Annotated in this window: 21 protein-coding genes and 1 tRNA gene; 17 read left to right on the top strand and 5 right to left on the bottom strand. The window is 46.4% G+C overall.

Annotation, left to right across the window (positions count from 1 at the left end; all coding sequences use genetic code 11):
* Positions 1-44: 44 nt before the first annotated feature.
* Positions 45-1,664, bottom strand: a complete 1,620-nt coding sequence (locus FD963_RS07070) for an NAD+ synthase (protein ID WP_215361441.1) — start codon at positions 1,662-1,664, stop codon at positions 45-47.
* 34 nt (positions 1,665-1,698) lie between these two features.
* Positions 1,699-2,235 (bottom strand): inorganic diphosphatase, encoded by a 537-nt coding sequence (gene ppa / locus FD963_RS07065; RefSeq protein WP_215361440.1) that lies wholly within the window; start codon positions 2,233-2,235, stop codon positions 1,699-1,701.
* A gap of 171 nt (positions 2,236-2,406) precedes the next feature.
* Between ppa and FD963_RS07060 the strand changes: the two genes are divergently transcribed.
* The 3 genes from FD963_RS07060 (at position 2,407) to FD963_RS07050 (ending at position 5,191) form a co-directional block, all read left to right on the top strand.
* Positions 2,407-4,467, top strand: coding sequence for a sodium-translocating pyrophosphatase (locus FD963_RS07060; RefSeq protein WP_215361438.1), 2,061 nt, complete (start codon positions 2,407-2,409; stop codon positions 4,465-4,467).
* A 126-nt stretch (positions 4,468-4,593) separates the two neighbouring features.
* On the top strand, positions 4,594-4,872 hold the full coding sequence (locus tag FD963_RS07055) for a BrnT family toxin (protein ID WP_215320280.1): 279 nt from the start codon (positions 4,594-4,596) through the stop codon (positions 4,870-4,872).
* The gene (locus tag FD963_RS07050; RefSeq protein ID WP_215357328.1) at positions 4,850-5,191 is read left to right on the top strand and encodes a DNA-binding transcriptional regulator; all 342 of its coding nucleotides are present in this window, start codon (positions 4,850-4,852) and stop codon (positions 5,189-5,191) included. Before FD963_RS07055 ends, FD963_RS07050 begins: the two co-directional genes overlap by 23 nt.
* Positions 5,192-5,269: 78 nt before the next feature.
* On the opposite strand, the gene trxB is transcribed toward FD963_RS07050, so the two are convergent.
* Positions 5,270-6,226 carry a thioredoxin-disulfide reductase gene (gene trxB, locus FD963_RS07045; RefSeq protein WP_215361434.1) on the bottom strand — a complete coding sequence of 319 codons (957 nt, stop codon included), beginning with the start codon at positions 6,224-6,226 and terminating at the stop codon, positions 5,270-5,272.
* Between the two features lie 75 nt (positions 6,227-6,301).
* Here trxB and FD963_RS07040 point away from each other — a divergent pair, with 75 nt between their 5' ends.
* From FD963_RS07040 to phoR, 12 genes are all read left to right on the top strand, one after another.
* Positions 6,302-8,578, top strand: a complete 2,277-nt coding sequence (locus FD963_RS07040) for a DNA translocase FtsK (protein WP_215361432.1) — start codon at positions 6,302-6,304, stop codon at positions 8,576-8,578.
* Positions 8,579-8,588: 10 nt separating this feature from the next.
* Entirely contained in the window at positions 8,589-9,269 is a 681-nt protein-coding gene (locus FD963_RS07035) for an outer membrane lipoprotein carrier protein LolA (protein ID WP_215361430.1), read from the top strand.
* A gap of 48 nt (positions 9,270-9,317) precedes the next feature.
* Positions 9,318-10,628: a serine--tRNA ligase gene (serS, locus tag FD963_RS07030; protein WP_215361425.1), complete on the top strand. Its 1,311-nt coding sequence runs from the start codon at positions 9,318-9,320 to the stop codon at positions 10,626-10,628.
* A gap of 45 nt (positions 10,629-10,673) precedes the next feature.
* A tRNA-Ser gene (locus FD963_RS07025) sits at positions 10,674-10,763 on the top strand.
* A gap of 120 nt (positions 10,764-10,883) precedes the next feature.
* Positions 10,884-12,722, top strand: a complete 1,839-nt coding sequence (gene recQ, locus FD963_RS07020; protein ID WP_215361423.1) for a DNA helicase RecQ — start codon at positions 10,884-10,886, stop codon at positions 12,720-12,722.
* 215 nt (positions 12,723-12,937) lie between these two features.
* A complete protein-coding gene (gene pstS, locus FD963_RS07015) occupies positions 12,938-13,960 on the top strand; it encodes a phosphate ABC transporter substrate-binding protein PstS (protein ID WP_215361420.1) in 1,023 nt (340 codons plus the stop codon).
* Between the two features lie 83 nt (positions 13,961-14,043).
* The gene (pstC, locus tag FD963_RS07010) at positions 14,044-15,033 is read left to right on the top strand and encodes a phosphate ABC transporter permease subunit PstC (protein WP_215361419.1); all 990 of its coding nucleotides are present in this window, start codon (positions 14,044-14,046) and stop codon (positions 15,031-15,033) included.
* A complete protein-coding gene (pstA, locus tag FD963_RS07005) occupies positions 15,030-15,896 on the top strand; it encodes a phosphate ABC transporter permease PstA (RefSeq protein WP_215361415.1) in 867 nt (288 codons plus the stop codon). The genes pstC and pstA overlap by 4 nt, the downstream gene beginning before the upstream one ends.
* Before the next feature lie 17 nt (positions 15,897-15,913).
* On the top strand, positions 15,914-16,741 hold the full coding sequence (gene pstB, locus FD963_RS07000) for a phosphate ABC transporter ATP-binding protein PstB (RefSeq protein ID WP_371818501.1): 828 nt from the start codon (positions 15,914-15,916) through the stop codon (positions 16,739-16,741).
* Between the two features lie 12 nt (positions 16,742-16,753).
* The gene (gene phoU / locus FD963_RS06995; protein ID WP_072583832.1) at positions 16,754-17,461 is read left to right on the top strand and encodes a phosphate signaling complex protein PhoU; all 708 of its coding nucleotides are present in this window, start codon (positions 16,754-16,756) and stop codon (positions 17,459-17,461) included.
* A 16-nt stretch (positions 17,462-17,477) separates the two neighbouring features.
* Entirely contained in the window at positions 17,478-18,191 is a 714-nt protein-coding gene (phoB, locus tag FD963_RS06990) for a phosphate regulon transcriptional regulator PhoB (RefSeq protein ID WP_215361413.1), read from the top strand.
* Between the two features lie 64 nt (positions 18,192-18,255).
* Positions 18,256-19,554 carry a phosphate regulon sensor histidine kinase PhoR gene (phoR, locus tag FD963_RS06985; RefSeq protein ID WP_215361410.1) on the top strand — a complete coding sequence of 433 codons (1,299 nt, stop codon included), beginning with the start codon at positions 18,256-18,258 and terminating at the stop codon, positions 19,552-19,554.
* Positions 19,555-19,557: 3 nt separating this feature from the next.
* Here the strand turns inward: phoR and FD963_RS06980 are convergent, their stop codons facing one another.
* Both FD963_RS06980 and FD963_RS06975 read right to left on the bottom strand, forming a co-directional pair.
* Positions 19,558-19,758, bottom strand: coding sequence for a hypothetical protein (locus FD963_RS06980; RefSeq protein WP_072583835.1), 201 nt, complete (start codon positions 19,756-19,758; stop codon positions 19,558-19,560).
* A gap of 84 nt (positions 19,759-19,842) precedes the next feature.
* A complete protein-coding gene (locus tag FD963_RS06975) occupies positions 19,843-20,319 on the bottom strand; it encodes an MgtC/SapB family protein (protein WP_215361408.1) in 477 nt (158 codons plus the stop codon).
* A gap of 134 nt (positions 20,320-20,453) precedes the next feature.
* Here FD963_RS06975 and FD963_RS10395 point away from each other — a divergent pair, with 134 nt between their 5' ends.
* Together FD963_RS10395 and FD963_RS06970 are read left to right on the top strand one after the other, a co-directional pair.
* Complete coding sequence (locus FD963_RS10395) at positions 20,454-20,660, top strand: GDCCVxC domain-containing (seleno)protein (RefSeq protein ID WP_305848937.1); 207 nt, start codon at positions 20,454-20,456, stop codon at positions 20,658-20,660.
* Between the two features lie 193 nt (positions 20,661-20,853).
* Positions 20,854-22,335, top strand: a complete 1,482-nt coding sequence (locus FD963_RS06970) for a Ppx/GppA phosphatase family protein (RefSeq protein WP_251367357.1) — start codon at positions 20,854-20,856, stop codon at positions 22,333-22,335.
* Positions 22,336-22,379 lie beyond the last annotated feature (44 nt).

Genomic DNA, 22,379 nt, shown 5'->3' with positions numbered 1-22,379 from the left:
CCCAGATCTGTTCTGAAATACCAAAAACCGACCCGCTGGGCGTTCTACGCTCTAAATTGTGAGGTAATGGGGTAGCGCCAATCGCGGCCAAAGGCACGAGTGGTTACACGGACTCCCGGTGGGGCTTGGCGACGCTTATATTCATTAAGCTTGATTAAGCGGGTTACTTTTTCTACGCTCTCAGCATCAAAGCCTGCAGCAATGATTTGAGCAATCGATTGGTTTTGCTCCATATAGCGCTCAACAATGCCATCTAGCACTTCATAAGAGGGCAGGCTATCTTGATCTTTTTGGTCTGGACGTAATTCTGCTGAAGGTGCGCGCGTCAGAATCCGCTCCGGAATGACTGGCGTAATACTGTTGCGGTAGGCGCACAAGCGATACACCAAAGTCTTGGCGATATCTTTAATGACTGCAAAGCCACCTGCCATATCACCATAGAGTGTGCAATAACCAACTGCCATTTCGCTCTTGTTGCCCGTGGTTAAAACAAGGCGGCCTGTTTTATTGGATAGGGCCATTAGTAGAGTTCCACGCACACGCGCCTGAATATTCTCCTCGGTAGCGTCTACTGCTAAACCTTTGAATTGCTCCGCTAGAGAAACTTCTAAAGCATCTACTGGTCCACTAATGGGGATTTCATCATATTGCACGCCTAAGTTCTGGGCCATCTCCCGTGCATCAATCCAAGAGATATCGGCGGTATAGCGAGAGGCCATCATGACAGTACGTACCTTGTCAGCACCTAAGGCATCCACGGCAATGGCTAATACCAAAGCTGAATCTACGCCACCAGATAGGCCAATAATCACGCCAGGAAAGCGATTTTTAGTCACATAGTCACGCACTCCCAAGACGAGTGCTTGATAGGCTTGCGCTTCAACGGATTGCGGCGGGGTAACCGGACCTTTTTCTAGTTCGCCAGTTGCTGTCACGATAACAAGGCCTAGGCCGGTTTCAAACTGAGGCATTGCCATCACGACTTTGCCATCACTATTTAATGCAAATGAGCCGCCATCAAAAACCAATTCATCCTGACCGCCAACAGCGTTGACGTAGACTAATGGCATTTTGGTTTGTGCAATATGCCCACGGAGCACTTCAATGCGCAAGGCTTCTTTTTGCAGGTGGTAAGGAGAGGCATTGGGGACTAGCAATACTTGTGCGCCAGCAGCATGAGATTGTTTGGCGGGACCTGCATGCCAAGCGTCTTCACACAAGATTAATCCATAGCGAACACCTTCGCATTCAAAAACACAAGCTTGATTACCAGGCACGAAGTAACGAACTTCGTCAAATACCTCATGGTTAGGTAATTCTTGTTTTGCGTAGCCTGCAATGACTTTGCCGTTTCGTAAAACAGATGCGTAGTTTTGCAAACCTGCAGATGTTTGTTTGGGATGGCCAACAATGACTGTCAGATCAGCATGCTGAGCTAGCTCTTTCATCAAGAGCTCGAGCTGTAATTGTGCTGCCTCAATAAAAGCAGGGCGGAGGAGTAAGTCTTCTGGGGGATAGCCGGTGAGCGAAAGCTCAGGAGTTACAACAAGTTTGGCGCCTTGTGAGTAGGCATCTAGAGCGGCTTTGTGAATGAGTTGCGCGTTGCCAACCAAATCACCCAGTAATGGGTTGATTTGGGCTAAGGCAATTTTTTGCGTGCTCACTCCGAATCACAAAGCCTTTTCAATAAACTAAAAATTACTTGTTCTCTTTGTTGTAGCGCTCGATGCCTTCAAGAATTTCTTTATGAGCATCAGCAACACCACCCCAGCCTCTCACTTTTACCCATTTACCTTGTTCGAGATCTTTGTAGTGCTCGAAGAAGTGTTGAATCTGATTCAAGCGCAATGGGTTCATATCTTCTGGTTTTTGCCAGTGTGTATAGATAGGCAAGATTTTGTCTTCTGGAACGGCCAGCAACTTGGCATCTTCACCGCCTTCATCTTCCATTTGCAATACGCCAATAGCGCGGCATGAAACAACTACGCCTGGAATGAGTGGAAATGGAGTAATTACGAGAACGTCAACAGGGTCACCATCACCAGCAATGGTTTTATTGATGTATCCGTAGTTACATGGATAGTGCATTGCAGTGCCCATAAAACGGTCAACGAAAATTGCGCCAGACTCTTTATCCACCTCGTACTTCACTGGATCAGCGTTCATTGGGATTTCAATAATGACGTTGAAGCTTTCAGGGATCTTTTTACCTGGCTTGACTTTTTCGAGACTCATAAATACTCCGAATAGTGATTAGTAAATACCCTGATCCTATCAAGGGAGCGCAGGGGTGATTCTGTTACATACTGATACAGCTTAAAGACCATAGTTTAAAGCTTTCGGAAACCAGGTCTACCTAAGTGCAGTTATACAAAACAATAAAGATTAACTTTAGGGAGTTCAAGCATGAGTAATGTCACTTTAGGCTTGTATTTTGCCTTGGCGTGCGGTGTCCTAGCCGTGATTTACGGTTTTGTGATGCGCGGCTGGATTTTGAAGCAGAGTACAGGCAACGCCAAAATGCAAGAAATTGCCGAGGCGATTCAGCAGGGGGCGGCTGCGTATTTGTCGCGCCAATATAAAACGATTGCCGTGGTTGGGGTAGTTCTGACCATTCTCATGGCGCTCTTCCTTGATTTTGCGACCGCAATTGGCTTTGTTATTGGCGCTGTACTTTCCGGCGCTTGTGGCTTTATTGGTATGAATGTCTCAGTACGCGCAAACGTACGGACAGCGGAAGCAGCAACCAAAGGGATGAACGAGGCGCTCAATGTGGCATTCAAGGGTGGTGCCATTACCGGCATGTTGGTAGTTGGATTGGGTCTCTTGGGCGTTGGCCTCTTCTTTATGTTCCTTGTATCGATTGGCGCTGGACAAGATCTCTCTTCTGTATTGCATCCCCTCATTGGTTTGGCATTCGGTTCTTCCTTGATTTCGATCTTTGCGCGTTTAGGTGGCGGCATCTTTACTAAAGGTGCAGACGTAGGCGCTGACTTGGTGGGTAAGGTTGAGGCTGGGATTCCGGAAGATGATCCACGCAATCCTGCGGTGATTGCTGATAACGTTGGCGACAACGTTGGTGACTGCGCAGGCATGGCAGCAGACTTATTTGAAACTTACGCGGTTACGCTGATTGCAACCATGGTGCTGGGATCCTTAATGGTTTCTAGTGCACCAGTGGCTGCGATTATTTATCCATTAGTGCTGGGCGGCGTTTCTATCATCGCCTCCATCATTGGTTGCTCATTTGTAAAGGCAACACCTGGCATGAAAAATGTGATGCCTGCTTTGTATAAGGGCCTGATCATTGCCGGTGGTTTGTCATTGATTGCTTTCTACTTTGTAACTAACTTCATCATGCCGGATGATGCATTAGGTATCCCTGGTAGCCAATGGCGTTTGTTTGGTTCAACCGTAGTGGGCTTGTTGCTTACAGCAGGTTTAGTATGGATTACCGAGTACTACACCGGTACTCAGTTCAAGCCAGTGCAACATATTGCTGAAGCCTCAACCAAAGGTCACGGTACCAATATCATTGCTGGCTTAGGTATTTCGATGAAGTCAACTGCTTATCCAGTTCTCTTTGTTTGTGCAGCGATTTTTGCAGCGTATTGGTTGGCTGGTTTATATGGCATTGCGATTGCAGCAACAGCGATGTTGTCCATGGCAGGTATTGTGGTTGCGCTTGATGCATATGGCCCAATTACAGATAACGCTGGTGGTATTGCAGAGATGGCAGGCTTGCCACAATCTGTTCGCGATATTACCGATCCATTGGATGCAGTTGGCAACACTACTAAAGCAGTTACTAAAGGCTATGCAATTGGTTCAGCTGGTTTGGCATCACTCGTTCTCTTTGCTGACTACACCCATGCCTTAGAGGGTATGGGCCAACAAGTATCTTTTGACTTGTCCAATCACATGGTCATCATCGGCCTCTTTATCGGCGGCATGATTCCTTACTTGTTTGGTGCGATGGCGATGGAAGCAGTAGGTCGTTGCGCTGGTGCGGTGGTAGAAGAGGTGCGCCGTCAGTTCCGTGATATCCCTGGAATCATGGAAGGTACTGCGAAGCCAGAGTACGGCAAAGCGGTAGATATGCTGACTTCTGCTGCTATTAAAGAAATGATCGTTCCTTCCCTCTTGCCAGTAGTTGCCCCAGTTGTCGTTGGTCTCTTGTTAGGGCCGGCTGCATTGGGTGGTTTGCTCATGGGAACTATCGTGACTGGCTTATTCGTAGCGATCTCGATGTGTACAGGTGGCGGTGCTTGGGACAACGCGAAGAAATATATCGAAGAAGGTCACTTCGGCGGCAAAGGTTCTGAAGCTCACAAAGCTGCCGTAACTGGCGATACCGTTGGCGACCCTTACAAAGATACTGCGGGCCCTGCCGTTAACCCACTGATCAAGATTATTAACATCGTGGCATTACTTATCGTGCCACTCTTGCCAATGGTCTCTCGTTAAGCAATGAGTAGTCATTAAATGCAGTAGCAATCAGACTGCAGCAAATAAAACGCCTAGCAATGCTAGGCGTTTTTTTATGTTGACGCCACTTGACAAAGAGTAGGCCATTGGCCTACTATAGGGTCAATGGATTTTGAATGGGATTTGGCTAAAAGTAACTCATGCCAGATCTCTCGAAATTTTGATTTCGCATATGTGATATCAATTTTTAAAGATCCTACGATAGTTATTGAGCATGACCAAAGATGGGATTACGGGGAAGAGCGGTATCGCGCAATAGGAGCAATTGATAAACGAGTCTTCGTAGTTGTGTTCACCAGAAGAGTTAAGGCCATCAGAATTATTTCAGCAAGGAAAGCTAATAACAGGGAGGTCAAGCGATATGAAAAAAATAGTACGAGTTAGCGTTGATCTAAATAACCCTAAAAGTTTCCCCAAGGGGGTTGTAGATAAGAAGCTATTAGATGCAACTTCTGAGCGCCTCATAAAGCTACACCAACGGCAAGACGATGACGAAGCCATGCAAGATGCTGCAAAATATGCAAAGCGAGTTCGTGAACGGATTGGCTTATCTCAACAAGAGTTCTCAAGTCGTATAGAAGTTTCTTTAGAAACTATTCGAAACTGGGAGCAGGGAAAAAGAAGTCCTACAGGCGCAGCAAAGGCGCTGCTAAAGATATTGGATCGTGCCCCTGAGGTGGCTTTACTGGCCTTGAGCGTATAAGAAAGCTCAAACAAAAACGCCTAGCATTACTAGGCGTTTTTTATTTCATACTTATTTAAAGTTCTAAGCAAATAAAACTTACTCCAAAGTTTCTAAGTAACGCTGCGCATCCAGTGCAGCCATACAGCCTGTGCCAGCACTAGTAATCGCTTGACGATAGATATGATCTTGAACGTCGCCGGCTGCAAATACGCCAGGGATATTAGTAGCAGTGGCGTTGCCTTCAAGGCCTGAATGGGTCTTGAGGTAGCCATTGTTCATATCGAGCTGACCAACAAAGAGTTCGGTATTCGGTTTGTGACCAATGGCAATAAAGGCACCGGTTACGGCAAGATCTTCAGTACTGCCATCTTGTTTCTTGATGCGCACACCAGTAACGCCTTTTTCATCGCCTAGAACTTCGTCGAGAGTGGAGTTCAGTTTCAGCTCCACTTTGCCTTCAGCAACTTTTGCCATGAGGCGATCATTCAAGATTGGTTCAGCACGGAACTTATCGCGACGATGAATCACGGTTACTTTTTTAGCAATACCAGTAAGGTAGAGCGCTTCTTCAACTGCAGTGTTGCCACCACCGACAACGCACACATCTTGATTACGGTAAAAAAAGCCATCGCAAGTTGCGCAACCAGAAACACCGCGACCCATGAATGCTTCTTCACTGGGTAAACCAATATATTGAGCAGAAGCGCCAGTGGAAATAATCAAAGCATCGCAGGTATAGGTTCCGGAATCTCCAACCAAGCGAATTGGTTTTTCTTTCAGGGCTGCCGTGTGAATATGGTCAAAAATGATCTCAGTATTAAAGCGTTCAGCATGCTTTAAAAAACGCTCCATCAGTTCTGGGCCTTGCACACCATCGGCATCCGCAGGCCAGTTTTCGACGTCGGTGGTGGTCATTAATTGACCGCCCTGAGCTAGGCCAGTGATGAGGGTGGGGCTTAAATTGGCTCGGGCTGCGTAGACGGCTGCTGTATAGCCAGCAGGGCCGGATCCGAGGATCAGAACTTTGGAGTGTTTTGGGGTATTTGTAGTCATATTCAAATTATAGATTTGCTTGATTACAATCGGTAGAACATGGCAAGAACCGCATACCCGAAGTCCAAGGCTCCAATGAGCCCCCAGCCCCCAGATAATGGCCCGCAGGGCAGGATGCCCCGCCTCTTATTAGAGGCTCGTTGGTTCATCTCTCTAGGCTTGTGCCTAGGCTTATTTGCCATTTTGCTGACCTATTCCAAGGCTGATCCAGCTTGGTCCCATGCCAGTTTTGAGGCCCCCAAGAACTTAGGGGGTCGTTTTGGGGCCTATTTAGCTGATTTAATGCTGTATATCTTTGGTGTTTCTGCTTTTTGGTGGGTTGCTCTCTTTGGGCGCCGCGTCTTAAATGGCTGGCGTGAGCTTTGGAGCATTCCTTTGCCACCCGACCCGGATGCTAAGCCAGACTCCCTAGTAATGCGTTGGTTGGGCTTTGGCTTAACTCTCATTTGCAGCATGGGCTTGGAGTCTATCCGCATGCACTCCCTGTCCTGGCAGCTCCCAAGGCCTCCTGGAGGCATTTTGGGCGAGTTGATTGGTGATCCATTGCAGATGTCGCTCGGATTTACCGGTTCCACCCTGGTTCTCTTATTTGGTCTTTGTGCTGGGCTCTCCTTGTTTTTGCATTTCTCGTGGCTGGACGTTGCTGAAAAAGTAGGGCGTTTCTTGGAGGTGTCTTATCACCGCATCCGCGAACGTCGTGATAGCGAAGAAGATCGCAAGTTAGGCGAAGCTGCTGCAGAAGAGCGTGAAGAGTTTGTAGAGGAGTTTCGTGGTCGCGTTGAAGTTGCAGCACCAGTGCAAATCGTTCGTGCCCCGATTGAGATTCCAAAGAGTGCTCGTGTAGAGCGCGAGAAACAGCAGCCCTTGTTTGTGGATATTCCGGATTCTGAATTACCACCACTGGCACTACTTGATCCAGTACCTGAAGCAAAAGAAACCATTTCTGCTGACGTGCTGGAATTTACTTCACGCTTAATCGAACGTAAGTTAGCCGAGTTTAATGTTCAAGTGAAGGTAATTGCCGCCTATCCTGGCCCAGTAGTGACTCGCTACGAGATTGATCCAGCGATTGGTGTGAAGGGCAGCCAGATTGTGAACCTCTCACGTGACTTGGCGCGCTCACTCGGCGTTGTCAGTATGCGTGTAGTGGAAACCATTCCTGGTAAGACTTGTATGGCTTTGGAGTTACCAAACCCAACACGCCAGTCGGTTTACTTGTCAGAGATTCTGACTTCGCAGGTTTATAACGACAACCATTCATTGCTTACTCTAGCCTTAGGTAAAGACATCTCTGGTAGCCCAATGGTGGCTGACTTAGCAAAGATGCCTCACTGTTTAGTTGCGGGTACTACGGGTGCCGGTAAGTCTGTTGGTATTAATGCCATGATTCTGTCGCTACTCTTTAAGGCTAAGCCTGATGAAGTGCGTTTGATCATGATTGATCCAAAGATGCTCGAGATGGCCATCTACGACAAGATCCCGCATTTGTTGTGCCCAGTTGTAACGGATATGAAGCAGGCATACAACGCACTTAACTGGGCGGTAAATGAGATGGAGCGCCGTTACAAACTGATGAGTAAGTTTGGTGTGCGTAACCTAGCTGGCTTTAATAAAAAGATTCTGGAAGCAGAGGAAAAAGGTGAGAAGCTCACCAATCCATTTAGCTTAACTCCAGATGATCCAGAGCCAATCTATAAAGCACCAGTCATTGTCATCGTGATTGATGAGTTGGCTGACTTGATGATGGTATCAGGCAAGAAGATTGAAGAGTTGATTGCCCGTATTGCGCAAAAGGCGCGTGCCGCAGGTATTCATTTGGTATTGGCAACACAGCGTCCAAGCGTTGATGTCATTACCGGCTTGATTAAAGCTAACGTACCAACCCGTATCTCATTCCAAGTCAGTAGCAAGATTGATAGTCGTACGATTTTGGATCAGCAGGGTGCAGAAGCATTGCTGGGTATGGGTGACATGCTCTATATGGCACCAGGTACCGGCCTGCCGGTTCGCGTGCATGGCGCGTTCGTATCGGATGATGAAGTCCATCGTGTTGTGGAATGGCTCAAAGAGAAGGGCGAAGCCAATTACATTGATGGCGTACTCGAAGGTGCTGATGAATCCAATGTGGATGCATTAACTGGTGAGGGCGGCGGTGAGGCAGACCCTCTTTATGACCAAGCCGTTGCTATTGTTCTGGAAAATAAACGACCATCGATCTCATTGGTACAGCGTCACCTGCGTATTGGTTACAACCGTGCCGCACGCCTACTCGAGGATATGGAAAAAGCAGGACTTGTATCCAAGATGGGTAATGGTGGCAATCGCGAGATTCTTCATCGCCCTTCAGAGTAAGGCAGTCATTTTGCAAAGATTCCTATCTGTAGTATTGCTTGGAACAGTCATTCTGTTTTCAGGCGCCGCTCATTCGCAAAGTGAAAGCGGTTCAGAACAGTTGCGTCAATTTGTACGGAACTCCAAAACTGCAGAGGGAGATTTTGTGCAGCAGCAGTTACGCGCACCTAAAGCTAATGAATCACAAGACAAGGGCTTGAAAGTCCTCCGTCAAACCCAAGGTCATTTTGTGTTTCAGCGTCCGGGGAGATTTATCTGGGATACCCAAAAGCCTTACGAGCAAAAGTTAATTGCTGATGGCAAGCAACTAGTCTTATGGGATAAAGATTTAAACCAGGCGACTTTTCGTCCAGCGGGTCAGGCCTTAGCTTCGACGCCGGCGGCTATTCTGTTTGGTGAGACTTCACTAGAACAGCATTTTGACTTGGTTGAAGGCGATGAGCGTTTAGGAATGAAGTGGGTGGCTTTGATTCCTAAAAAAGATCCCAATGCCAAAACTAAAAATGACCTGCCTTATACAAAGATCTCAATTGGTATGGCTAATGGCTTACCCAAAGCTTTGGAGTTAACCGATGGGCTTGGAAGCGTGGTCCTGGTGACTTTGGATAAGATCCAACTCAATGTTAATTTGCCCGCCAATCGCTTTACTTTCACTCCGCCAGCCGGAGCCGAAGTCTTGCGCTTAAACTAGAGCCCGTATAAAACTAAAACCTAGAACCCCTAATCTACAGAGCATCACATGATTGATCCGCAATTACTCCGTAAAGACATCGTCGCAGTTGCTGCACGTTTAGCAACTCGCAAATTCCAGCTCGACGTTGAGAAATTCAATACCCTGGAATCAGAGCGTAAATCTTTACAAACCCGTACTGAAGAATTGCAAGCCAAGCGCAATCAATTATCCAAAGCCATTGGCATGAAAAAAGGTAAGGGCGAGGATGCATCTGCCGAGATGGCTGAAGTTGCACAAGTTAATGCTGATATGGAATCTGGTGCAGCCAGATTGGGCACCTTGCAAGCAGAGATTGCTGATTTCTTGATGGGTATTCCCAATCTACCAGATGAGTCGGTGCCTGCTGGTAAAGATGAAACAGAAAACAAAGAGGTAAAGCGTTGGGGTGAAGAGCCTATTTTTGATTTTGAGATCAAAGATCACGTTGATCTCGGCGGTCCACTCGGTTTGGACTTTGAAGTGGCAGCTAAGATTAGCGGTTCACGCTTTGTCGTTCTCAAGGGGCCGATTGCCAGATTGCATCGCGCTTTGGCGCAATTCATGATTGATACGCATGCTACAGATCACCATTATCAAGAGGTATATGCACCTTACATGGTGAATGCTGCTTCTATGCGCGGTACTGGTCAGTTGCCGAAGTTTGAAGAGGATCTATTTAAAGTTCCCCGTCAAATGGGCGGTGAAGACGAGGGCGGTGAAGCGAAGACTGAAAACTTTTACCTTATCCCAACCGCAGAAGTGCCCGTAACGAATTTAGTCCGAGACGAAATCGTTAATGCTGATAGCTTGCCAATGAAGTTTGTGGCTCACACACCATGTTTTCGTTCAGAAGCCGGTAGCTATGGTCGCGATGTCCGAGGCATGATTCGTCAACATCAGTTTGACAAAGTTGAGTTAGTACAAATCACTAAGCCAGAAGATTCCATGCAAGCCTTGGAAGAGCTCACGGGCCACGCTGAGCGTATTCTGGAATTGCTCGAGTTGCCATATAGAAAAGTATTGCTCTGCACGGGTGATATGGGTTTTGGTAGCACCAAGACTTATGACTTAGAGGTTTGGGTGCCTTCACAAAAAGCCTATAGAGAAATTAGCTCCTGCTCCAGTATGGGCGATTTCCAGGCAAGACGGATGCAAGCCAGATTTAAATCAGGTCAAGGCAAACCAGAATTGGTGCACACATTAAATGGTTCAGGCCTTGCAGTTGGCAGAGCATTGGTTGCATTGCTTGAGAATAAGCAGCAAGTAGATGGCAGTATTGCTATTCCGAAGGCACTACAACCTTACTTGGGTGGCTTAGAGGTTCTCAAGCCAGCTTAAGCAAAAACCACAAAACCACCCCAAAGCTATAATTGGCTTTGGTTCGGAGAGGTGGCAGAGTGGTCGAATGTACTTGACTCGAAATCAAGCGTAGGGTCAAACCTACCGTGGGTTCGAATCCCACCCTCTCCGCCATTTAGATTCTATATTTGTTTTATAGAGAAAATATTTAAAGAGCCCCGCGTGACGTGGGGCTTTTTATTTATATTTAGTTTGTAATCCGCAGGTATTGAATAAGACAAGGGAGTATTACTTTTGCAGTCGAGCCACCAAGTTCTTCATGATGTTTTCGGCTTTGATCAATTCCGTGGTGCTCAAGAGTCTATTGTTAGACATGTAGTGGCGGGCGGCGATGCTTTGGTTCTGATGCCCACTGGTGCCGGTAAGTCGCTGTGCTATCAAATTCCCTCGCTTGTTCGACGGGGTGTAGGGGTAGTGGTGTCGCCCTTAATTGCACTAATGCAGGATCAAGTTGATGCATTAACCCAGTTAGGTGTTAAGGCCTCATTTTTAAACTCGAGTTTAGATGCGGCTACTTCTCAAAAGGTTACCAGTCAGTTGCTGGCTGGAGAACTTGACTTAATCTATGTAGCGCCTGAGCGTCTCATGAACCCTGGTTTTCTATCAATCCTTGATAGGCTCAATGCGGGCCCCGGAATTGCCTTGTTCGCGATTGATGAGGCGCACTGTGTCTCTCAATGGGGTCATGATTTCCGCCCAGAATATCGTCAGTTAACTGTTTTGCACGAGCGCTTTCCTAAGGTGCCTCGTATCGCCTTAACGGCTACTGCGGATGCGCCAACCCGAGCAGAAATTGTGGAGCGTCTGTCGCTCGAATCTGCCGAGCAATTTGTCTCCAGCTTTGATCGCCCCAATATTAAATATCGAGTTCTGCAAAAGCAGAGTGCTAAACAACAGTTAGAGCACTTTTTAGATGCTGAGCATGCCGATGACTCGGGAATTATTTATTGCCTATCGCGTCGCAGTGTAGAAGAGACTGCTCAATGGTTGGTAGACCGCGGCTGGGATGCTATGCCTTATCACGCAGGCTTAAGCGTAGAAACACGCAGCGCCAATCAAAAACGCTTCTTGCGTGAAGAGGGCGTCATCATGGTCGCAACCGTAGCGTTCGGCATGGGCATTGATAAACCTAACGTACGCTTTGTAGCTCACCTAGATCTTCCAAAAAGCATGGAGGGTTATTACCAAGAAACAGGGCGTGCTGGACGTGATGGCTTACCTGCAAATGCCTGGATGGCCTATGGATTTGGGGATGTAGTGAGCTTGCGGCAAATGGTAGATTCTGGCGAAGCATCTGAAGACCGCAAGCGGGTAGAGCGCCAAAAACTCAACGCACTACTGGGCTATTGTGAATCCACATCATGCCGCCATCAAACAATCTTGCGCTACTTTGGGGAGGCGCATCCGGGTGGCTGTGGGAACTGTGATAACTGTCTAGAGCCCGTGGCGACTTGGAATGCCACACAGGAAGTACAAAAAGCATTGTCCTGTGTTTATCGGACAGGTCAGCGTTTTGGCGTGACCCATTTAATTGATGTGCTCCTGGGTAAGGTTACTCCCAGAGTGAAGCAGTACTTTCATGAGCAGGTCAGTACCTTTGGAATCGGTGCAGAACTCAATCAGGCCCAATGGAATAGCATTTATCGTCAATTGGTAGCAGGCGGTTATTTAGATGCGGATATTGCCCTGCATGGTGGCTTAAAGCTGGTGGATGAAATCGCGTTACCTGTGCTGCGTGGCGAGCAAGAGGTTTGGTTGCGTAAAGAAACGGGCTATTCCAAGACTAAGGCTACGAAATCGGGAGCAAAGAAAAGTTCTACGCATCCCTTTAGTAATGTTGCAGATGAAAAATTGTGGGAGGCACTCAAAGCTAAGCGCACTGAGCTAGCACGTGAGCAAGGGGTCCCGCCCTATGTGATTTTTCATGACAGCACTTTGCAGGAGATGGTTAGGTCTACGCCAAAGACCTTAGATCAATTTAGCCATATTGGCGGGGTGGGGCAGGCCAAGTTAGAGCGCTATGGCGAACACTTTATTGAAGTCATTCAGGAAAACCTAGCGAATCCCGCATAAATCGCTATATTTACTGGGATTGCTATTAAATGAATTTCATTCATTTAAAGCGCTCGATAGCTTATCTATTAAGTGTCATTTGAGTGATTAATGTCCCTAGGCATGCAAAAAACGCTGTTTTTAGGGTGTCATAGGGCTGTCATATAGCTGTCACATTCCATCCGTATCGTTCTTATATCGCGCTGTTGCGCATATTCAATCTAAGGACCGGTTAAATGAAATCTTTCTTGAAAAAAGCCCTCGTTATTGGCGCTATTTCACTTGCTCCAGCAGCATTTGCAGTAGACATGACAGGTGCTGGCGCAACCTTCCCGTACCCAATTTATGCCAAATGGGCCGAAGCCTTTAAAGCCAAGACCGGTTCGAATTTAAATTACCAGTCTATTGGTTCATCTGGCGGTATCAAGCAGATCAAAGCTAAAACAGTGGATTTTGGCGCAACCGACAATCCAGTGAAGTTTGAAGATTTAGAAAAAGATGGCATGGTTCAGTTTCCAGCCATTATTGGTGGTGTAGTGCCAGTGATTAACGTGGATGGTGTGAAGCCAGGCGAGATCAAGTTAGATGGCCCAACATTGGCTGACATTTTCCAAGGTGTTATTTCTGATTGGGGTGATAAGCGTATTGCCATCATGAACCCAGGCGTAAAGATTCCAAGCGGCCCAATTACTGTCGTTGTACGTGCTGACGGCTCTGGTACTACTGCGATCTTTACTGATTACTTGGCTAAAACTAGCTCATTATTTAAAGATGGTGTTGGTTCTGGTGCATCAGTTAAGTGGCCTGCAGCCTCTACTGTTGGCGGTAAAGGCAACGAAGGTGTTGCGGCAAACGTAACTCGCGTAAAGAACTCAGTTGGTTATGTTGAGTACGCATATGCTAAGAAAAATAAGATGACCTTTATTTCTTTGAAGAACAAAGATGGTCAATTCGTAGCTCCTGATGATCTAACTTTTGCTGCAGCTGCTGCAAGTACTGATTGGGCGGCTATTCCAGGTATGGGTACATTTATTACCAATGCCCCTGGTGCTAAATCATGGCCAATTACTGGCGCATCATTTATCTTGATTTACAAGAACCCAGAAAACAAAGCTAACGTTGCTGAAGTTATTAAGTTCTTTGACTTTGCTTTCAAAGACGGCAAGAAGATGGCTGAAGAATTAGATTACGTACCAATGCCTGACAAAACTACTGAATTCATTCGTAAGAATGTATTTACTAAGATTGCTACAAAGTAAACTTTGCCAATCTACTTAGCTATACCAAAATCAAACAGCTCCACTAAGGTGGGGCTGTTTGGCTGTTTAAATATGTACAAATAATGATAGATAACGCCCAATCCCATTCAGCCCCGACGCCTCAGGCACTCAGAATCGCTAAGATTCAGCGGGTTCAGGATTTCTTATTTCATGGCATTACACAGTTTTTTGCCTGCAGCGTCTTAATTGCCTTGCTGGGAATCATTATTTCTCTGGTAATTAATGCTTGGCCTGCGCTACATACTTTTGGTTTAGGCTTTTTCTTCACCCAAGAGTGGGATATCGTGAATGGTGAGTTTGGTGGCTTAATTGCCATCTATGGCACCTTAGTGACATCAATTATTGCCTTGTCAATTGCTGTGCCCCTAAGTTTTGGTATTGCCGTCTTTTTAACCGAACTATGCCCGGGCCCATTACGCAGACCTCTAGGCACTGCAGTGGAATTACTCGCTGCAGTTCCCTCAATTATTTATGGCATGTTCGGCTTATTCATTTTTGCACCTCTATTTGCCGAATACGTTGAGCCGGCACTTGCGGCAACTTTGGGAAAAATTCCCGGCTTGGGAATCCTATTCTCAGGCGCTTTCAACGGTATTGGTGTTCTTTGTGCTGGATTGATTCTAGCGATGATGATTCTGCCGTTCATCGCCTCAGTAATGCGCGATGTATTTGAAATCGTTCCTCCTGTCTTAAAAGAGTCAGCCTACGGTATCGGCTGCACTACTTGGGAAGTCGTGAAGAACGTGGTGCTTCCTTATACCAAGGCTGGTGTTATCGGTGGTGTGATGCTCGGATTAGGTAGGGCACTTGGGGAAACGATGGCTGTGACCTTTGTAATTGGTAATGCACAGCGTTTATCCCCATCTTTGTTTGCACCAGGAACATCCATTGCCTCTACGCTAGCGAATGAGTTCGGCGAGGCTGAAGCAGGCAACCATCTCTCCTCTTTATTTGCACTTGCTCTCGCACTTTTTATTATTACCTTCATTGTTTTGGCATGCGCTAAGTGGATGCTGAACAATATGGAGAAGAAGCAGGGCTTGAAATCATGAATAGCACTAGCAACATTAATCCAGAGGTGTTTGCTCGTCGCAAACGTGCGAACAAGATTGGCTTAACTTTATCCATGGGTGCTATGGCACTCGGAATGATTTTTTTATTGTGGATCCTCAGCGTATTGGTAATCAAGGGGTTCTCTTCGATTAATTTAGATCTCTTTACCCATAGCACTCCGGCACCTGGATCTGATGGCGGCGGCCTTGCCAATGCGATTGTTGGTAGCTTGATGTTGATTGGCTGTTGCACCTTAATTAGTACACCGGTTGGAGTTCTTGCTGGTCTTTATCTTTCTGAGTATGGGGATCGTAGCAAGGTGGCCGCAGTAACCCGTTTCGTCACTGACATTATGTTGTCGGCACCTTCGATTGTGATCGGCTTGTTTGTGTATGCCTTTGTGGTGGCTCAAGTGCGTCACTTTTCTGGCTGGGCAGGTACGATCGCTTTGGCATTAATTGCAGTACCGGTAGTTGTTAGAACAACGGAAAACATGCTGCGCTTGGTTCCAGGAAGTTTGCGTGAGGCAGCCTATGCACTTGGCACTCCAAAATGGAAAGTCGCTTTCATGATCACATTGCGTGCTGCTCAGAGTGGCGTCATGACCGGTATCTTGCTGGCACTTGCTCGTGTCAGCGGTGAAACAGCGCCTTTGTTGTTCACCGCATTAAACAATCAATTCTTTTCAACGAATATGAATGCGCCAATGGCGAATTTGCCAGTGGTTATTTTCCAATTTGCTATGAGCCCATATGACAACTGGGTTGATCTTGCATGGGGCGGTGCTTTATTGATTACCTTTGCTGTGCTTGGACTAAATATCCTTGCTCGTGTGGTATTCCGAGAGAAGGTGCAGGGATGATGAGTAATATGAAAACAATGTTTGACTTGAATCAGATAGATAGTCAAGGGGGTAGAGTGGATACATTAAATCAAGAACCGCAAAATGCGGCAGTAAATGCCATTGAAGTGCGTAATCTTAATTTTTACTATGGCGCGTTTCAAGGCTTGAAAAAAATTAACCTGGATATCGAGCAAGGTAAGGTAACTGCTTTTATTGGCCCATCAGGTTGTGGTAAATCGACTTTACTCAGAACTCTCAACCGAATGTATGACCTCTATCCAGGTCAACGTGCCGAAGGCGAAATTAACTTCTACGGCCAGAATATTCTCGAGCCAGGCCAAGATCTAAATCTACTGCGCTCCCGAATTGGTATGGTTTTTCAGAAACCAACCCCATTCCCGATGTCCATTTATGAAAACATTGCTTTTGGTGTGCGTCTCTATGAAAAGCTCTCCCGCTCTGAAATGGATGAGCGCGTAGAGTGGGCCCTGAACAAAGCAGCCTTGTGGAATGAAGTGAAAGATAAGTTAAACCAGAGTGGCTTATCCCTTTCTGGCGGTCAACAGCAGCGATTGTGTATTGCGCGTGGCGTGGCAGTGAAGCCTTCAGTCATCTTGCTGGATGAACCAACATCAGCCTTGGACCCTATTTCTACCGGCAAAGTAGAAGAGTTGATCCATGAGCTCAAGAATGACTACACGATTGCCATTGTGACCCATAATATGCAACAAGCAGCCCGTGTATCAGACTACACAGCTTACATGTATTTAGGTAGCCTGATTGAGTACGGCAAAACGGACGAGATATTTATTAAGCCTAAGCGTAAAGAGACCGAAGACTACATTACCGGTCGCTTCGGTTAATTGGAGAAATGTATGCCAGATAAACACCTATCATCACAATTTGATGCCGATCTCAATTCTCTTTCAAGCCGCTTGCTTGAAATGGGTGGCTTAGTCGAATCCCAAATCGCAACAGCGATGCGTGCTTTTACGCAAATGGATCTCGATACCTGCAATGTAGTGATCGAAAATGAAAAGTTAGTCAATGACTTGGAGATTCAGATCGACTTGGCTTGTACTGAGCTGATTGCACGCAGACAGCCAACTGCTCGAGACTTGCGTTTGGTAATGGCGGTATCTAAAGCCATTACCAATCTAGAGCGTGCTGGTGACGAGGCTGAGCGTGTAGCTAAGCGTACTAAGCGCTTAATTGAATCCGGCTTGCCGCACAACATTAACGTTGCGGAGATTCGTCTTTCAGGTCAAATGGCAATTTCCTTATTGCGTCGTAGCCTGGATGCTTTTGCTCGTCTAGATACTATTGCAGCCGCTGATGTGGTCCAGGAAGACCGTCAGATTGACGAAGAGTTCAGAGGCTTTGTTCGTAAGCTCATCACCTATATGTCTGAAGATCCACATATGATCAGTACAGGCTTGGATATGCTGACGATTGCGAAGGCAATTGAGCGTATCGGTGATCACGCCAAAAATATTGCAGAGTTCGTCATCTACATTGCTAAGGGGTCTGATGTACGTCACATCCCGCATGAAGATTTAGTCCGCGAAGCCAACAGACAATAATTAGGGGCCCCTAATAATGACTCACCGCATACTCATAGTAGAGGATGAGCCATCAATTGCAGAATTGATTGCGATTAACCTGTCACATGCAGGCTATGAAGTTGAAAAGGCCATGCAAACCGATCTCGCATTGACGATGATGAAGGATCAGCTACCTAATCTGATCATTCTGGATTGGATGTTGCCTGGCAAATCTGGCGTCCAGTTTGCAAAAGAGCTGCGCTCTAATGAACGCACTAAGGCATTGCCGATTTTGATGCTGACCGCCAAAAGTGAAGAGTCTGATAAGGTTCTTGGCTTGGACTCGGGCGCCGATGATTATGTTACTAAGCCATTTTCTCCAAAAGAATTAGTGGCTAGGGTGAGGGCAATCCTACGGAGGCAGATGCCGATCGAGGATACCGGTCCACTGACTGTTGGTCTATTAAAGCTGGATCCAAGCTCTCATCGTGTACTGACTATCTGGCCGAATCAGGAGCCTAAATCCATCGCTCTTGGGCCAACAGAGTTTCGATTGCTTCAGTATTTCATGGCCAATCCTGAGCGTGTTCACTCTCGGGGCAGCTTGCTAGATAAGGTGTGGGGTAGCGAGGTTTATATCGAAGAAAGAACGGTTGACGTTCATATTAAGCGCTTAAGAGCAGCTCTCGCTCCGTTTGACTGTGACCGCTATATTGAGACAGTGCGTGGTAGCGGCTACCGCATAACCAAGACTCCAACCGAAACTTAAGCCCGTATTTGTTGATTTTATTGGGAATCTCCAAGGATTTTTGGAGATGCTCTAATATTGCATCATGCTATCTGTACTCACCCGTTTCTTTGTCATTATTTGCGTCGCATTTGTATTGGCGTTCACAACATTGTCTTTATGGGGTGCGCAGTGGGCTATCGCAGTGGGAATATCTGTACTCTCCATTCCGCTGGTCTACGCTTACATTAACTTAGCCCGCCTGAGAAAATATACCCTTGCTGATTCTGTTGAAAGCATGCCCTTACCCAGTGGCTTTTGGGAAGAGGTATTTTTTAGGCTTCAGCGTCTAGTCAGAAACCTAAAGCAACATATCCGAAGTATTGAGCAGCAACACGAGCACTTTATTGAGGCATTCCAGGCATCCCCAAATGGAATTGTCATGCTCGATGAGAGCGACCAGATTGAATGGTGTAACGGTATTGCTGAGAGATTCTTTGGACTCATCTTTAAACGCGATGTCATGCAGCGTATTAATTTTTTGATACGACGCCCAGAATTCATACAGTATTTAAATAAGCGTAATTTTGATGAGCCTTTGCTAATGGAGCGCATGGGGCCCGATGGTAGCTTGAGTTTGATGTTGCAAGCTTTCCCCTTTGGTCAAAAGCGCAACCTTCTTTTGATTCAAGATGTAACTGATTTGCAAAAAGCCGATGCGATGCGGCGTGATTTCGTAGCCAATGTTTCTCACGAAATGCGCACACCGATTACTGTGCTGATGGGCTTCTTGGAGACTGTCCAGTCCCTAGAGCTTAAGAAGGATCAGCAGGATCAATACTTTGAAATGATGATGTCGCAGGCACAGAGGATGAAGAGTTTGGTTGAGGACTTATTGACCTTGGCAAACCTCGAGTCAAATGCATTGCCAGCCACAAATACGGTAGTCAAAGTCGAGACTTTAATGGCGCTGCTGAAGAATGATGCTGAAGCGCTTTCTCAAGGCAAGCACACCTTTAATTTTGATGTGCACTCAAAACAGAATTTATTGGGAGATGAAAGAGAAATTCTTTCTGCATTCAGTAATTTGGTATCCAATGCCATCCGCTACACACCAGATATTGGGTCTATCGGCGTTGTGTGGAATGTTAACGAGCAAGGGCAGGGTGAGTTCTCCGTTGCTGATACGGGCCCAGGCATTGCATCTGAGCACCTGTCAAGGTTAACTGAGCGCTTCTATCGTGTAGATCGAAGTCGGTCAAGAGATACGGGTGGAACAGGTTTGGGATTAGCTATCGTGAAGCATATTGCCAATCGGCACCAGGCTCAGCTGATAATAGAAAGCACTCCGGGAAGAGGTAGTAAGTTTATGCTCCGATTCCCTAAAGAGCGCGTTACTTCTTAAGTCTTAATCTTTTTTCTTTTTCTTCTTCTTTTTGGATTCTTTAGGTAGCTTCTCGGCTTTGCCGTTGGCATAAAGACACCAAACCTTAATTTCCTCAAGTAGTTCTACTAGATCTTCATGGGGGAGGTTTTTTAAGTCCGCCAATCCAATGCTGCCAGACTCTTGTAATTGTTTTACAGCGTCTTCGTATAGGTATTTGCTCATATTTTTTCAACTAAGGATCAAGATGGAGCCAATCCTAGCAAACAAATATGACAAAACTATTTTTCTGATGTCTTCAATTGGGCTTTAATCCGACTCCCTAGATACTTCAGAGCCTCGTTTGACGCCTCTCACCCTAGAGACAAGTTTCTCGAGAGGGCCGCCTATTACCAGCGTTAGTAAAATAGCAGCCAGACTAAGTCCGCCTAAAGCAAATTGACCCGCCCCAAAAGCGGCGCCAATTAATGCGCAGGACCATATGCTTGCCGCAGTAGTGAGCCCGTGAATTTTTTGTAATCTCTGCTCGCGAATAATGACGCCGGCCCCTAAAAATCCAAGGCCGGTTATCAGACCTTGTAAAACACGGCTGACAGATTGCGCATCATCTTGAACAAAGTCGCTAATGAGTAAAACAGCGGTTGCCGAACCAATGGCTACTAACGAATGCGTGCGAATGCCTGCTGATTTGTGGTGAAGCCAGCGGTTTAGACCCAGAATGGTACCCACAAGCAAAGCTAGACCCAGTCTTAGGGCAATAGCCCCATACATTTCCCATTCAGTCATATAACTTCCTTTGTAAGAGTAAATCCCTTTAATACCCAGTGTATATCAGACACTTTGCATTTAGAGATCGCAATGATTGCTTAATAAATCTGCATTGACACAATATTGAAATAATTCTGGTTCACTATTACATTGTGAATAAGACCAACTATCTCCAATCTATCGTTACCTGCCCCCATTGCCAGGCTTCCGAGCTTATTAATTCCGAAGAAGGTGCTCAGCACTTGTATCGCTGCCGCTCATGTAGCGCTATCTTGAAGCCAAAATCTGGCGATTGCTGCATTTTATGTAGCTTCGGTAATCGCGATTGTTCTAGCTCAGAGCAAAACTTAGCAGCCTAAACAAGGCTCGTATATCCCAGCCACAAAGGCTTGCTGTTGATTTCATCAGGATGTCATGGTTTTTACATAAAATAGACATAATTGATACAGCATTCCATTTTTGGGGAATATTTTGGCCAGCAATCCCGTAGATCCTTTAGTTCATTCAGAAGACCTTGTGGCTGCGGTCGATTTAGGATCGAATAGTTTTCGCATGTTGGTAGCCCAAGCGGTAAATACCCCCTCTGGCACACAGTTACGTCCTATTGATACCTTGCGTGAGACAGTTCGCTTGGCTGCTGGTCTCACTGAGAACAAGTTACTTGGTAATGACGCCTATCAACGGGGTTTGATTGCTATTCGGCGCTTTGGAGAGCGCATTCGCGGCTTTGATCCTGGCAATGTTCGCGCGGTAGCAACTAATACTTTGCGCGTTGCTAAAAATTCTCAGCAATTTATTGAAGATGCACAAGTAGCCCTAGGGTTCCCGATTGAAGTCATTGCTGGAGTTGAGGAAGCTCGACTCATCTATATTGGCGCAGCACATGAAGTTCAAGCAGTTCAAGGTAATAGATTGGTTATTGATATTGGCGGCGGTTCTACTGAATTCATCATTGGCAAGGGTTATGAGCCAAAGTTGATGGAAAGTCTCTATATTGGTTGCGTATCTCATAGCATGCGTTTTTTCCCCAAGGGAAATATCGATGCCCATGCTTTTAAAGAGGCTGAGTTGGCTGCACGCCGTGAAATACAGGTTATATCAGGAGCTTATTTAAAAAGTGGTTGGAAGCAGGTTATTGGCTCTTCCGGTACCGCTAGAGCTTTAGCTGATCTCATAGGAGCCAATCATTTCAATGGAAGTGGTGACGGCTTAACGATGGGCCGCGTCAATAGCTCGAGTGGAATGATTACCCGCGAAGGCCTTAAGAATCTCAAAAAACACCTTCTCAAGTATGAGCATGTAAATCAAGTAGAGCTAGAGGGTCTGAAGGATGACAGAAGATCTGTTTGGCCAGGCGGTTTAGCGATTATGTTGGCGGCATTCGATGAATTAGGCATTGAAGAGATGGAGGTAACGGACGCTGCATTGCGAAGTGGTGTCTTGTATGACTTACTTGGCCGATCACAACATCACGATATGCGCTATGTGACTGTAGAGCAATTTATGCAACGCTACACCGTCGATCGAGAGCAGGCAGATCGGGTTGGTAAATTAGCTGCAGATTTTTTACAGCAATTGCCAAAACCTGAATCGGAGAGCAGGGCGGATAACGTGGCGTTATTGCAGTGGGCAGCCAATTTACATGAAATCGGCTTATCAATCTCCCACAACGGTTATCACAAACATTCTGCCTACATAGCAGGCAATGCAGATATGCCGGGATTCTCTAAAAATGATCAGGCCAGGCTTGCCGCATTACTCATTGGGCATACTGGCAAGCTAGGCAAGTTGGCGAATAATGCTAGCTTTGAAGATTGGCGCATGCTCTTTTGTTTGCGACTGGCTCAAGTGCTGTGTCGCGGCCGAAATGACACCAATTTTCCTAAAGTAAAAGTTTCTGAACACGATGGTTCGTATTTAGTTAGCCTTCCAAAGGAATGGGTTGCCGAGCATCCCTTGACTGAATTTAGCCTTCTGAAAGAGGCGGCAGAATGGGAAAGGGTAGGGCGTTCTTACCAAGTCAGCTTTAAGTAAATATATGTCTCGGAATAAAAAAGCCACTTCTATTCGAAATGGCT

The organism is Polynucleobacter sp. JS-JIR-II-50 (assembly GCF_018687895.1).
In the GTDB taxonomy this organism is placed as follows: domain Bacteria; phylum Pseudomonadota; class Gammaproteobacteria; order Burkholderiales; family Burkholderiaceae; genus Polynucleobacter.
The sequence above is the reverse complement of the archived record's forward strand: the minus strand, read 5'-3'. Positions and strand labels throughout refer to the sequence as shown.